Below are 13,946 nucleotides of genomic sequence, written 5' to 3'. Positions count from 1 at the left end.
AGTTATTTAGTGGCAGCTTTAGCCCGCTGGCGCTGACTAAATCGCTGTGGTGCCGGCTTTAAGTGCTCCAACAAATGTTGATTTTGAGCGGCGGTTTTCTCGACTAATTCTGCCGTTGTTTTTAAGCTAGAGGCCAGCTGGTTAAGTTGTCCGGTGGCGCTAAGCACTGCTCGGCTAGTTGGTGCCAGCACACTAAAGTAAATTGCTAACAAAGCGACAATAATGATTATCACCAAACTGATTAAGATGATCATTACCCAAAATTGCACTTCACTGGATAGCTTATCGGCTAAGTTCACAATGGGTTTGGTGCTTTGCGCGACGGTATCGGGCAGTTGCTTTAAGCTGCTATCTAGCTGTTGGCTTAGCTGCTCTACCGCGTTAAGGGTTTGCTGAAAGTGCTGTTGTTGCTCTGGGCTAAGTTCTGGATTGCTAGCAAGTTGATTAACGCTATCGGCGATGGCTCGCAAAGCTTGTGATGCCTGAGCGGCAGCTTTATCAATCCCTATCACTTCTACCTGTAACTGCATATTAAGTTGAGGAGAATCTGATTCAAGCATGGCTGAAGACTCATTGGCATTGGCCAGGGAGAGATTACTTAGGCCGAGTATTAACAAGCAGGCTGTTAACAGGGTTCTCATTGGTTTTCCTCAGGTTTATCGCAAAGCTAGTAGCAATGTAACAGTACTATTAATTAAGTGGTAGTTAGTCACCGGTAGTTGAGTTCATCCTTGTGCCTGACTACGCTTAAATTACCTTAATTAAAATATGGTTAAGTATGGGCAAAGTTTCTGACATTAGTGCTTATTACGGAATAGTGATCCACCGGGACTTTGTACCGCTGTTCGCTGACGAACGCTATGCTCAAATGTTCGGTTACGATAGCGCTGAAGATATTATGGCCTTGCCTTCTTTACTGGAACTGATTGCTGAAGATGATCGCGACGAAGCGATTAGCGCTTACGAGGCAGTAATGAGTGGCCAAGCGCGGCCAAAAGTAAGGGTCTACGAAAACTATAATCGAGACGGTGAGCAATTCTCGGTGTTAACTATTGATCACCTCACCGAGTGGCAGGGCAAACCTGCCTTGCAAATTACCCTAGTGGATTTTTCACCACAAATTGCCGCGGAGAAAAAGCTACAGCAAAGTGAGCAACGTTATCGTTTGTTAACAGAGTCTTCTTTGCAGGGGATTATGGTACACCGTTTTTTTGAACCGCTTTATTGCAACCAAGCGATGGCCAATATTCTGGGTTATGACAGTCCAGAAGCAGTGCTTAAGTTGGACAGCCTATTGTCTATTATCCCCGAAGAAAACCAACAACAAGCTATTCAGTTACATGAACGCTTGATTCAAGGTGAGGTGGATAGCAATAGTGTTGTCACTGAAAATGTTCGCCGTGATGGTACATCTGCTTGGTTGCACATTAGTGAAGCGGTGGTGAAGTGGAATGGCATACCTGCTGTGCAGTCGTTGATGATGGATGTGACGCAGCAACATCATGATCAGCGACGTTTAGAGTTTCAGGCAAATCATGATCCGCTCACTGGATTAATGAATCGGCGCTCCATGAGTGAGACCCTTACGGAAGAGTTTGCCATTAGCAAACGCTCGCTACAGCCCTTATGTTGTATCTTGTTAGACATTGATAACTTTAAACAAATTAATGATCGATTTGGTCATTCTGCCGGTGATGAAGCCTTACGGTTATTTGCCATAGAAAGCTTAAAGGTGCTGCGAAACGGTGATTATTTATGTCGCTGGGGCGGAGAGGAGTTTTTGTTATTGTTGCCTAATACAGTGCAAGAGCAGGCACTACTAATAGCCGATCGAGTCCGAGAGCATTTAGCCGAGCTTGAAGTGACTAAAGATGAGCATAAATTTAGCACCACCGTGAGTTTGGGGTTGGCTATGTTAACTAGCTATGATTCTAGCCCAGAAGCGCTGGTTGCTCGTGCCGACAGCGCTTTATATATTGCCAAAGAGCGCGGCAAAAACCGGGTGGAATTAGCGCCGCAAGTTTATGAGCTATAGGTATTTATTCAAAGATATGGTCGGCCCACAAGGTTAAGCCGCTGGTTACGCTACCAAAGTTATCCCCGCTAATTAAAGGTGCTTGATAGCGTTTGGCTAAAAAGTTTTTAACCATGGGTGAATTGGCGCTACCGCCAGTTAAGAATATCGCCTCGGGTTGGCAACCTGCTTGCGCGATAACATCGTCACTAAGTGCAGCAATACTGTTAAGCAGTCGTTCAGCTGCCTGCTGGTAAGCCTCTTGAGTGACGTTTACTTCTAGTTGCTCCAGTAAGTAAGACAAATCCACAGTGGTCGTACTCGCTTCGCTTAACGCAATTTTTGCTTGCTCTGCACAGGCACTTAGCTGGTAGGTTTGTCGCTCTGTGCTTAGGCGTAGCAAACCTTTAAGTGGGCTTAATTGCGGCTCTTTCAGTAAGCGCTGCAATAACAGGCGGGTATCTTTTTCGTAGAAACGGGTTTGCGCTGGGAAGTCATTAATTGCAGCTGCATCCCAAAAAGGCTTAATTGGCATTGGCTGGCCACTGGCCAAGTTAAGCTTGGCGCCTAGGCTGGGCATTAGGGTTTCAAAATTTAAAGCTATATCGAAGTCGTTACCGCCAATGCGCTCGCCGTTGTAACCTAGTACTAAGTCTTGATGATCTCGCTCGGCAAGGTAGTTTGGCCCCATAATTAGCATCGATACATCGCTGGTACCACCGCCAATATCTATCACTAATACACGTTGTTCTCGCTGTAATTGCTGTTGATAGCTTAAACCAGCTGCCATCGGCTCATACAAAAACTCTACCTGCTTAAAGCCAACAAAACGGGCTGCATTGCTAAGTATAGTGATGGCTTGTTGGTTGCTTACTTCGCTGTTTAAACCTTGGAAGTTAACTGGGCGACCGATTACCACCTTAGCCAGTTCGGCTTGACCACTTTGTTTCACTTGCTGGCTTATGTGCCACATCATGGCGGCGGCAATATCTTCAAACTGTTGCTGTTGACGCTCGCGAATACCGCTAGCACCCAAAAATGACTTGGGGGAGCGCACGTAATAACAATCGGCGGGGTCGACGAGGTATTCTTTTAGCGCTTGTTGGCCAAAGCTTAGGTGCTCGTCGTAACCGTCAAGTTTGAGTTCTTTTAAGGCGCGTAAACTGGCACTTAGCTGGTTACCACGTGCTTGCTGATAAGCCTGGGCCTTACCTTGAGCGTCTAATTGCTGATATAACCACGCACAAATCATCTCTGATTGGGGGGCAAATAAGGTAGAGGGCATATAATTGCCGTGCTCGGGAAGCCTGACTAATTGCGCTTGTTTACCTTGCATTACACCAACCGCACAGTTGGACGTTCCAAAATCGAAACCCGCAATTGAATGACTCATAACCAAGGCCTTATACCTGCAAAAAAGGTCGCGCAGAGTAGCAAAATTACCGTCCTGAGTATAGCGTTTCAGAGCTTCAGTTTTAGCGAATTTACCAGTTTAAATCGGCGTCAATAATAGTCAGTACGTAGTTTTCTTGATTGCTGTCGCTGCGCTGCAATTGCCAGTGCTCGTCATCGACTTGTTGATAAACCAGCTGTTCACCGTGGCCAGAATCAGCATATAGCTGTAGCTGCTTAAAACTACTTGAAGGGGGATTAGTGGCCTGGCTAAGGTCAAAGAAAGCCAGTATTTGTTTGCGTTCACCTGAGACGATTTGGCCTTGGAGCAATTGCTTGTCTACCGCCTCTATTTGCGAGCTTAGCTCACTGCTGAAGCTGAGATTGTAATTGCTTTGGTTATCTAGGGTGTAGCGGCTATAGAGGGAGTAATCTTCGCTCGTAAGTGGCTTATTGCTGTTACAAGCGTTAAGGCTAAACAACAGCACTAGGCTAAGAGCTTTGCGGTGGTGGAGCATTATTGCAGTTACTTTGTATTCTATTAATAGCGCGAAATATAGCTTAATAGTGTTGTTTGTCAATGAGAGTTTAGTCGGTCTCCACAATGCTGTTGTGTTGTTGCAACAAGTCTTCAATGCTTGGGGCAAGCTGCCATTGCCAGTTAGCGGGAAAAGCCAGCTCTTGGCCTTTCGATTGTGCTAAAGCTTGCTCGGCTAAGGACTTAGCGCTTAGCTCTGCCAGTGTATCTAGTAGCTGTAGTTCTTGCTTAGCTTGGCTGTATTCAAAATAGTGTTTGTTGAGTCCCCAACCGCTGTCCCAGGCAAGTAACTCGATTTTACTTAGGGCAAATATGTCGCGCAGTAAGTTGCCCTGCAGCAACGGCCAGCCAGTGATGCTCAAAATGCCAAACTGCTGGGCGCGCTCTGGTTCTCGTCGGCATAGTTGCCAGGCAGAGCCTGCGTAAATAAATTGCTCATTTGGCAGGTCTAGTGGATCAAACGTAATGTTCAATAGCGCTTGTTGCTTGGCATCAAGCTGGGCGTCTACTTTTATCCAACGTTGTTGCTGCTTGTGCCAATATTCACATATCCAATGGTCTTCGTAAGGGTGCATGCCGAGGTAGGCGGCAAAACCACAGCGCAAGCGCGCTGCAATACCTTGAGCGCGTAATAATGTGCAGAGCAACAAGGCGAAATCTCGGCAATTTCCGAGCATTCTTTGGTTAGCTGGTTTGTCCGCAAGCAGCGGCCCTTCGTTATTGCTTAAGCGCTTTAGCTTTTGCTGCACGCTGCGAGTTTGCATTTCATCTAGGCGCTGGGTGAAATCTGGGTCGAGTTGGTAGTGTTGTAACCAATAGGGATGAACTAAGTTGTTTTGCACGCACTTAACCAGTTCTGCGATATCTGCTTGGCAATCTGGCAGTTGCGGCAAATAGTTTTTGGGGTCACTAAACTCACTAAAACTGGCGTAATTAATTGAAGGGCTCATGGGTGCTTGCCTTTGGCTAGTTAATGGGCAATAGAAGGTCTGTTATTAGGGATTGCTCAGGGATGCTATCGGCTGTTTTATTGTGGTAGATCTCTAAGCAATTGGCGTCTCGAAGCTGATAGCTTGACTGCGGCAGCCAGTCGCGCAGCAGCACTTGATAGCTGTTGGGTATGCTGGCGTAACCTCCGTGGTGGCGCAGCTTGGCGAACTTACCGCCAGGCAAAGTTAGTTGTTGAATGCCCAGTTCGGCAAGTTGTGAAGTGCAGGGCAAGCGGGCGTGGTTTGTTTGCTCCATTGGCAAACTTAAGCACGCATCAAAACGCACTTGCTCCGGATGGGTAACTTTAGGATCATCGTAGGAGACACCAATCATAGTGCTTTGCTGAGTATCTAAACCCACTTTATTGCAAGCCCTAAATAGCTGTCGCCAGGCTTTGGGGGCAGCTAGTGTATAAGGACCTCGTTCTCGTGAACATAATACCGCTTGTGGCGCGAGATCTATTACCTCAACTTGGCTGACTGCTTGAGGGGTAAGCTTGTTAGATTGTTCTGGAGAAAGTGGAAGCCAGCCCTGATTTCTTACTTGAAGTGGTGTTTGCTCAAACTGTTGTTTAAACGCTTTGTTAAAGGATGCTTGGTTTTGATAGCCGCTTTGATTGGCGATATCGACTAAGCTTTGTTGACTAAACCTAAGGTGATTTAACGAACGCTCTAGCAACAAACGCTTGCGATAAGCATAAATGCTTTCACCCACATAGGCATGAAATAGCCGACAAAAATGAAAGCGCGAAACACAGGCTAAAGCAGCCAGCTGATCAATATCCAGCTGGCTATCAAGAGTTTGCTCTACTTGTCTTTTGACCGTATTGATTCGCTGTTGTTGGCTTGCCATATTTGACTCAATTATTTGACTTCAAATCAGTTTAGCCAGTTTGTGAGTTATTTTCTTTTCCATTCTTGCGCATTGCTTAAGCTAAATTCTTCAAGCACTTATAGATGCCTTACTAGGGTCTGTTGATCTTTGGTGTTGAAATTTTGTTCGAGATAAGCGGGCTTTAATCGCGGCGAGCACTTTGAAGCCTAGTGGGCTAAGCAAGAAGTGCTTAACAAAGAGTAAAGTTCGCTTATCCGATCCCTTCGGGCAGCATTTCTTAGTCATTTATTCAGCGTTAGCGAGTGATTATTAAGCCCACTTAACTGCACACTCACTGCCTTGACTAAATGGCTAATTAATTGCTGCAAAAACCATCAGCAAAGATCACCAGACCCTAGTCACAGACCTTGAAACTTTAAAGGCTTGTTCTAGCCAGTTATGCCGAATACACTGAGCCCCTTGGTCGGAAATAGTATAGTAATAATGAATTCACAAACTAAAGCCTATGCATTTGGCATAAGTGCAGTGTTAATGTGGTCTACGGTGGCCACTGCTTTTAAATTAGCACTGCAGTGGTTAAGCCCCATTCAATTGGTATTGCTGGCTTCAGTCACTTCAATTTTGCTGTTAAGTGGTGTGTTGTTATGGCAACGCAAACTGCCTTTAGCGTTAAGCTACGCTAAGCAGCGGCCCGGCTTCTTTTTGCTGGTAGGTGCTATAAATCCCTTCCTTTATTATTTAGTACTGTTCAAAGCCTATGACTTATTGCCGGCCCAGCAAGCTCAGTCACTTAATTATACCTGGGCAATTACCTTGGCTTTGCTGGCAGTCCCCTTTTTAAAGCAGCAGTTGCGTAAGCAAGATCTGCTTGCCATGGCCTTAGGCTATTTTGGGGTGTTGGTGATTGCAACGCGAGGTGATTTGCTCAGCATGCAATTTGACAGTGTGCTAGGCGTTCTGCTGGCACTGTTTAGCACCTTGTTGTGGGCAGGCTATTGGATTATTAATACCCGTAACTCTGGCGATCCGGTGGCGAGTTTGCTGGTGGCCTTCTGTTTTAGCCTGCCAATGGTACTAGCTTACTGTTGGTGGAGTGATGGCTTACCCAGCTTTAACGCTAAAGCTTGGTTAGGCGCGGCTTATGTAGGTTTGTTTGAAATGGGCATTGCCTTTGTATGCTGGGTATTAGCATTAAAATTTACTAACAACACCGCGCGTATTAGTAACCTTATTTTTATTTCCCCGTTTTTGTCGCTGTTTTTTATCAGCTATTTTTTGAACGAAGTGATAGAACCTGCAACATACTTGGGTTTAGTGTTAATTATTAGTGGCTTATTGATACAGCAATGGCGTGGTAAGAAAAAGGCAACTTAGTTGCTTGGCTTATTGCGTTTTATCTCAGTTTTTTAAGCTGAGAAAAGCGCCACAAGTTTTGATCTTGACGCTAGGGTAAGTGGCTACATCTGTGTATGCTAAAATTCATATTTACCCAATTACTCATGGTGTGATGACTAAACAAGCAATAAGCCAACAAGATTTGATTGATCTGGCCAATCAGCTACTGCGCGAGCACGAAGACTATATTCCTGGAATAGAAGTTCGCGAAGTATCACAACAGCGTGATGTGCTTACCTTTAAGGGTGAAGCCTTTTTAGACGATGACTTATTACCTACAAGTAATAGCCCAAAAGCTTTTAACTTGTACAAATGGCTGTGTCATCGCCTATCCGAGCAATACACCCTTAGCGAATAAGCTTGTAGCTACTTAGCGCATAGATTACCGCCTAGTAAGGCGCTAAGTATTGTTAAGGCAATCGCTTAGCTGGTTTTTTGTATCGCTAATTAATCCGCTAGCAAATAGATAATGGCTTGGTAGGGCGCTAAGTTAAGCTGAGCTAAATCTACTCCGACTTCCGATTCATCCTCCGGCTGAAGGTTATCCAGCACCACTTCTGCAAGCTTATAATCTAAACTCAAGGTTTGAGTCTGTTGGCTGACATTGGCAACAATTAGCAAGCTTTGCTCCTTATATTGGCGAATATAAGCGAATATATGAGGGTGCTCTTCCAATAATAATTGGTAGCTGCCATAGACCAAGGTATCGCCAAATTTGCTGGATTTTCGCAGTGCGATTAAGCGTTGGTAGTGATAAAACACCGAGTGTTGATTGGCAAGCGCATTAGCAACATTTATTTGCTGATAGTTAGGATTAAGCTTGAGCCACGGCTGCCCACAACTAAAGCCAGCGTTGTCAGAGTTATCCCACTGCATGGGAGTGCGGGCATTATCACGGGCGCTTTGATACACACCTTGCATAAATTGCTGATGACTTAAGCTTTGTTGCTCTACCACTTTTTCTTGGTAACTGTTTTTAATTTCTATGTCATCGTAATCACTTAGCTCGGCAAATTGTACGTTGGTCATGGCGATTTCTTCGCCTTGATAAATGTAAGGGGTGCCTTGCATGCCATGCAGCAGCGTAGCAAACAACTTGGCACTGGCTTCGCGGTATTCGCCATCATTACCCCAGCGACTAACAATGCGTGGTAAGTCGTGATTGTTCCAGAATAGGGCGTTCCAGCCATCGCCATCAAAGGCGGTTTGCCATTTGCTAAGCACCTTTTTTAAGGCAATTAAATCAAAATCTTGTACTTGCCACTTTCCATGTTCGGGGTGCCAGTCTAAGGCGGCGTGTTCGAACTGAAATACCATCGACAGCTCTTCGCGACGCGGATCGGAATACAACTTGGCTATCTCGGGTGTGGCTCCCCAAGTTTCGCCCACGGTCACCAGCTTTTTACCTTTGAAACAAGCTTGATGCATTTGCTGTAATAGCGGGTGTAAACGCGGACCATTCTCGGTAATACCTTGGTCAATTTGTTTGCCAATTAAATCAATCACATCTAAACGGAAGCCAGCCACGCCTTGCTCTACCCACCAAGAAATCATTTGATGAATTTCTTTTGCTACGGCTGGATTTTCCCAGTTGAGATCGGGCTGAGCATCGGCAAACAGGTGGAAGTAATACTGGCTAGTGACGGGATCATATTGCCAGGCAGGGCCACTAAAAATGGAGCGGATCTGATTAGTTTGGTCTCGCCAAATATAATAATCGCGGTAGGGGTTATCTCGGCTTTGTTTTGCTTGCTTAAACCAATGATGCTGGTCGGAGGTATGGTTAAGTACCAAGTCCATCATTATGCCGATGTTACGCTGTTTAGCTTGATGGATTAACTGGCGCATATCGTTCATGTCGCCAAAGCGCGGGTCTATGGCCTGGTAGTCGGCAATGTCGTAACCATTGTCTTTCATTGGAGAAAGATAAACAGGCGATAGCCAAATAAGATCAATGCCCAGCTTTTCCAGATAATCTAGCTTGCTAATAATACCTTTTAAATCGCCGTTGCCATCGCCGCTACTATCACAAAAACTACGCGGGTAAACCTGATAAACAACTGCCGAATGCCACCATTGTTGGTTCATGATTAAATTCTTTTACTGCTATGAATTAAGGTCATTGTAATAGCTCTTTGGTGCTTAGAGTAGTTAGTAATTACTGTCATGAAATTTTACAAACCCTACTGTTTATAGGCCTTTCAGGGCTGTTTTAGCAAAAGCTGGAACTTAAAGTTTGCAGTTAAATAATTTGTGTTTGGAGTTTCTTGGCTTAAATATCAGGGTATTTGTTCGAATTTTGATCGCTGTCAAACATCATTAACCAAAAACAAAGATCTTTGTGAGCTAATGCTCAATAAGTGAGCGCTTGTCTTCATCGTTCAAAAATTAAGCGTAGATTAAAAAAGCGGTAAATTAACTATGGATAGTTAAGGTTGTGTTTTACTTGTGGTTCTTTCCAGTGGTTAGTCTGCCCCTCATCGCAAAACACCAAAGAGTGGTGATGAGTTGAGTCTTAAAGAGACGCTCTAAGATTACATGGGAAAGTAACAATGAGAAAATTCAGCAAACTCGCCACTAGCGCTCTGCTAGCTGGTGCGGCGTTGGGCTATGCGTCCAGCGTCACGGCGGCACCAAGAACCGCCTTTGTACACCTCTTCGAATGGAAATGGGAAGACATTGCACAAGAGTGTGAAACCTTTCTAGGACCTAAAGGATTTGCCGCCGTGCAAGTCTCACCTCCAACTAAGTCTCACAACGCTGGCGCGTGGTGGAGCCGCTACCAACCGGTTAGCTATTCCTTTGAAGGACGCAGTGGTAGCCGCGGTCAGTTCCAAGATATGGTACAGCGTTGTAAAAACGTTGGGGTAGATATCTACGTAGATGCCGTAATTAACCACATGGCAGCCTACGATAGAAACTTCCCTGAAGTACCTTACGGACCAAATGACTTTAACTCTTGTACCAGTGATATCGATTACGGAAATCGCTGGCAGGTACAAAACTGTGATTTGGTGGGGCTAAATGACCTTAAAACTGGCTCAGAGTATGTTCGCCAAAAAATCGCAGATTATATGAATGATGCGATAAGTATGGGTGTAGCAGGTTTTCGTATTGATGCAGCCAAGCACATTCCGGCAGGTGATATTGCTGCGATTAAAGGCAAGTTAAACGGTAACCCTTACATCTTCCAAGAAGTGATTGGGGCTCCTGGAGAACCTGTTCGTCCAACCGAATATACTTACATTGGTGATGTTACTGAGTTTGAATTTGCCCGTAAGTTAGGCCCTGCTTTTCGTGATAGCAATATCGCGTGGTTACGTGATTTAGGCAACCAAATGGAGCTATCTAGCGCCGATGCGGTGACCTTTGTGACCAACCACGATGAAGAACGGCATAATCCAGGTGGCCCAATCTGGCATGGTGTTCAAGGTGACGGCTACTTCTTAGCGAACGTTTTTGCGCTAGCCTACCCTTATGGTTACCCAAAAATTATGTCTGGTTACTACTTCAACGGTGACTTTGATGCAGGTCCACCTAGTAGCGGCGTACATACTGGTAATGCCTGTGGTTTTGACGGTGGCAACTGGGTGTGTGAGCACAAGTGGCGCGGCATTGCTAACATGGTGGGCTTCCGTAACCATACTGCTGGTGAGTGGAGTATTACCAATTGGTGGCAGGGTGGTAACGACCAAATTGCCTTCGGGCGTGGCGGCTTAGGTTTTGTTGTTATCAACAAACGTTACGGTAGCTCAATTAATCAAAGCTTTGATACAGGCATGCCAGACGGGCAGTACTGTAACATTATCGAAGCTAACTTTGATGAAAGTACTGGTCAATGTAACGCTGCTGCTGATTCAAGTGGTCAGTCGGTGATTACGGTGAGTGGTGGTCAAGCTAACTTTACTGTGGGCGGCGACCAAGCTGCAGCAATTCATGTTGGTGCAAAAATTGGTGATGTTTGTACTGGTGCAGATTGCCCATGTACTTCTAACTGTGGAACTGACCCACAACCCGCTACGCCAGTGGCGGCTAGCTCTATTTGTACATCAGAAAACCTACCTACTCTGTACTACTGGGGAGCACAGCCTGCTGGCAGCCTTGCCAATGCAACTTGGCCTGGTGTCGCCATGCAGAAGAACGGCGATTTCTATTGTCATGATCTCGGTGTCACACTTACCAGCATCAATGCTATCTTCAGCAACAACGGTGCTAATAAAACGGCTGACTTAACTGCAGCGGGTGCCGGTTGTTACAAAGACGGTAGCTGGAGCAGTTTAGAGGCTTGTGGCTTTGAAATTAGCGGCTCGATTCCAGATCCTGTAGGTGGCACAGAAGTTTGCTACGACAACCAAGCTGGCTTTAGCAATCCAACACTTTACTACTGGTCTGTTTCCGCTGAAACCTCGGTTGCCAATGCGCAATGGCCAGGTGTGGCAATGGTGCAAAAAGGTGGCTACTACTGCCACGACTTTGGCACTAAGCTAAGCAGCTTAAACATTATCTTTAATGATAGCGGCGCTAATCAAACGGCAGACCTAAATACTACGGGTGATGTATTGTGTTATGCCCAAGGTAGCTGGGTAGCTGCAACGAACTGTGTTGGTGGAAACCCTGACAACGGCGGCGACGAAGTATGGTACTTCCGCGGTACGCCAAATGCTTGGGGAACAACTCAACTTGATTACGATAGTGCTAGTGGCTTGTACTACACCGTTCAAAGCTTTAATGGTGAAGAAGCACCAGCGCGCTTTAAGATAGATAGTGGTAACTGGACAGAAGCGTATCCAAATGCGGATTACCAAGTGTCTGATAACACTACTTATCGCATCAACTTCAATAGCGCTACCAAAGATATTACGGTAAACGCGCAGTAAATTGTTTTTATGCGTCTCAGCTTTTTGCCCGGTTTACACCGGGCTTTTTTGTACCTGTTGACTCGGTTTTATGCCTTGGCGGCTAACCAGGTTTTATAGCCACCGGTAAGGTTCTTAGCTTTAAAACCGTGATTAACCAATTGGCGATAAGCTACGTTGCCGCGCAAACCTACCATGCAATACACCAAGATCTCTTTATCTTTAGGCAGCTCGTTAATACGCTCTCTAAGTTGATCTACGGGAATATTAACCGCACCAGGAATTGCTCCTAGCTTTTCTAACTCTTCAGGATTTCGTACATCAAGCACTAGCTGCTCTGCGCTTGGTTGGTTGATTTCGTCGCTGTGGCAAAGGCGAGTATCTCCTTGAATGCTATTGGCTGCGACAAAACCAGCTTGATTGACGACATCTTTGGCACTGCCAAACGGAGGAGCATAAGTGAGCTCTAAATCTTGCAAGTCAAATACTGTAAGACCGGCGCGCTGGGCCACAGCGATTACGTCGATGCGTTTATCTACGCCATCTTTACCGACTGCTTGTGCGCCCAAAATTGCACCATTAGCTGGATTGAATAGTAGCTTTAAATTGATGGGATGCGCGCCAGGGTAGTAGCCCGCATGACTGGCTGCGTGTACATACACTTTTTCATAAGCTAAGCCTTTGCGCTGCAAGGTTTTCTCATTAAGACCTGTAGAGGCCACAGCTAAATCAAAGATTTTGCAAATGGCGGTACCTTGGCTGCGTTTATAATGCTCGCCTGCGCCAAAAATGTTGTTAGCCACCATGCGGCCTTGGCGGTTTGCCGGGCCTGCTAAAGGAATAAGTGCCGCATCACCAGTAACAAATTCTGGATCTTCAATGGCATCGCCCACTGCGTAGATATCGGGATCAGAGGTTTGTAGTTGGCTGTTTACCTGTATTCCACCTAGTTCGCCGATGTTTAAGTTAGCTTGGCGGGCTAAGCTGGTTTCTGGTTTTACACCAATGGCCATAATCAGTAATTCTGTTTCTAATAGGTCGCCATTGCTCAAACGCAGTTCTAAACCTTGTTCGTCAACACTGGCTAGCTCATCGGCGGCTTGTTGTTGGCTTGGAAACACGGCTTCTAACGCTACGCCAAGGCGTAAATCTACTCCATGGTGTTGCATCTCTTGGTGAAGAGGCGCGGCCATTTCGCTGTCTACCGGCGCCATCACTTGTTGTGATAACTCAACCAAACTGGTGTTAATGCCACGTTGAATAAGGGCTTCAGCCATTTCGATACCAATGAATCCACCGCCAACTACCGTGGCATGTTTTGGCTGATTATGTTCGATGCTAGCAATGATTTTATCCATATCAGGTATGTTACGCAGCGAGAAGGTGCGTGAGTTTTGAATACCAGGAATTGGCGGAACGATGGGTGAGGCGCCTGGGCTTAATACCAATTTGTCGTAACTTTCCTGGTAGTTTTCTTGAGTATTTAAATTGCGAATAGTGAGGGTTTTGTCTTGGCGGTTAATGCTTACCACTTCGTTCATTACTCGCACATCTACATTAAATCGTGCTTTAAAGCTCTCTGGAGTTTGCAGTAACAAAGCATCACGTTGCTCAATGTCGCCGCCAATATGGTAGGGCAAACCACAGTTAGCAAAAGAGATGTAGGGACCTCTTTCAAACATAATGATTTCTGCGTCTTCACTTAAACGTCTTGCACGTGCTGCAGCCGAGGCACCGCCTGCTACTCCGCCTATGATCAAAATCTTTGTCATGCTTGTCTCCAGTATTAAAAACTCTTTTCTGTTAGAGAATGAGCAAAAGCTTAATCAAGTTCTCTCACTAAGCTATTGATGTGGATCGTTAGTGACAGATTTGCTCATTAGTCATTGGTGATTAATTTATATTAGATAAATCTAAATTGCAATTA

The 13,946-nt window shown here is 45.5% G+C and carries 11 protein-coding genes; 4 read left to right on the top strand and 7 right to left on the bottom strand.

Features of this window, described 5'->3' with window-relative positions; all coding sequences use genetic code 11:
• Positions 1-2: 2 nt before the first annotated feature.
• Positions 3-641 carry a hypothetical protein gene (locus tag K5620_RS19940; RefSeq protein ID WP_016401966.1) on the bottom strand — a complete coding sequence of 213 codons (639 nt, stop codon included), beginning with the start codon at positions 639-641 and terminating at the stop codon, positions 3-5.
• A gap of 137 nt (positions 642-778) precedes the next feature.
• Between K5620_RS19940 and K5620_RS19935 the strand changes: the two genes are divergently transcribed.
• Positions 779-2,035 (top strand): sensor domain-containing diguanylate cyclase, encoded by a 1,257-nt coding sequence (locus K5620_RS19935; RefSeq protein ID WP_016401965.1) that lies wholly within the window; start codon positions 779-781, stop codon positions 2,033-2,035.
• 4 nt (positions 2,036-2,039) lie between these two features.
• On the opposite strand, the gene yegD is transcribed toward K5620_RS19935, so the two are convergent.
• From yegD to K5620_RS19915, 4 genes are all read right to left on the bottom strand, one after another.
• A complete protein-coding gene (gene yegD / locus K5620_RS19930; RefSeq protein ID WP_040307215.1) occupies positions 2,040-3,407 on the bottom strand; it encodes a molecular chaperone in 1,368 nt (455 codons plus the stop codon).
• 91 nt (positions 3,408-3,498) lie between these two features.
• Positions 3,499-3,924, bottom strand: a complete 426-nt coding sequence (locus tag K5620_RS19925) for a hypothetical protein (protein ID WP_016401963.1) — start codon at positions 3,922-3,924, stop codon at positions 3,499-3,501.
• A 70-nt stretch (positions 3,925-3,994) separates the two neighbouring features.
• Positions 3,995-4,894, bottom strand: coding sequence for a transglutaminase-like domain-containing protein (locus K5620_RS19920; protein WP_016401962.1), 900 nt, complete (start codon positions 4,892-4,894; stop codon positions 3,995-3,997).
• Positions 4,895-4,910: 16 nt separating this feature from the next.
• Positions 4,911-5,786, bottom strand: coding sequence for an AraC family transcriptional regulator (locus K5620_RS19915; RefSeq protein WP_016401961.1), 876 nt, complete (start codon positions 5,784-5,786; stop codon positions 4,911-4,913).
• Positions 5,787-6,251: 465 nt separating this feature from the next.
• Between K5620_RS19915 and K5620_RS19910 the strand changes: the two genes are divergently transcribed.
• Positions 6,252-7,142 (top strand): DMT family transporter, encoded by an 891-nt coding sequence (locus K5620_RS19910; protein ID WP_016401960.1) that lies wholly within the window; start codon positions 6,252-6,254, stop codon positions 7,140-7,142.
• A gap of 91 nt (positions 7,143-7,233) precedes the next feature.
• Positions 7,234-7,521 carry a DUF2498 family protein gene (locus K5620_RS19905; protein ID WP_016401959.1) on the top strand — a complete coding sequence of 96 codons (288 nt, stop codon included), beginning with the start codon at positions 7,234-7,236 and terminating at the stop codon, positions 7,519-7,521.
• A gap of 89 nt (positions 7,522-7,610) precedes the next feature.
• On the opposite strand, the gene K5620_RS19900 is transcribed toward K5620_RS19905, so the two are convergent.
• Positions 7,611-9,251 (bottom strand): glycoside hydrolase family 13 protein, encoded by a 1,641-nt coding sequence (locus K5620_RS19900; RefSeq protein ID WP_016401958.1) that lies wholly within the window; start codon positions 9,249-9,251, stop codon positions 7,611-7,613.
• Positions 9,252-9,715: 464 nt separating this feature from the next.
• Here K5620_RS19900 and K5620_RS19895 point away from each other — a divergent pair, with 464 nt between their 5' ends.
• Entirely contained in the window at positions 9,716-12,040 is a 2,325-nt protein-coding gene (locus tag K5620_RS19895; protein ID WP_016401957.1) for a starch-binding protein, read from the top strand.
• A gap of 68 nt (positions 12,041-12,108) precedes the next feature.
• On the opposite strand, the gene K5620_RS19890 is transcribed toward K5620_RS19895, so the two are convergent.
• Positions 12,109-13,791 (bottom strand): FAD-dependent oxidoreductase, encoded by a 1,683-nt coding sequence (locus K5620_RS19890; protein ID WP_016401956.1) that lies wholly within the window; start codon positions 13,789-13,791, stop codon positions 12,109-12,111.
• Positions 13,792-13,946 lie beyond the last annotated feature (155 nt).

Source organism: Agarivorans albus, assembly GCF_019670105.1.
In the GTDB taxonomy this organism is placed as follows: Bacteria; Pseudomonadota; Gammaproteobacteria; order Enterobacterales; family Celerinatantimonadaceae; genus Agarivorans; species Agarivorans albus.
Note: the sequence above shows the minus strand (reverse complement) of the source record. Positions and strands in the feature narration are given on the sequence as shown.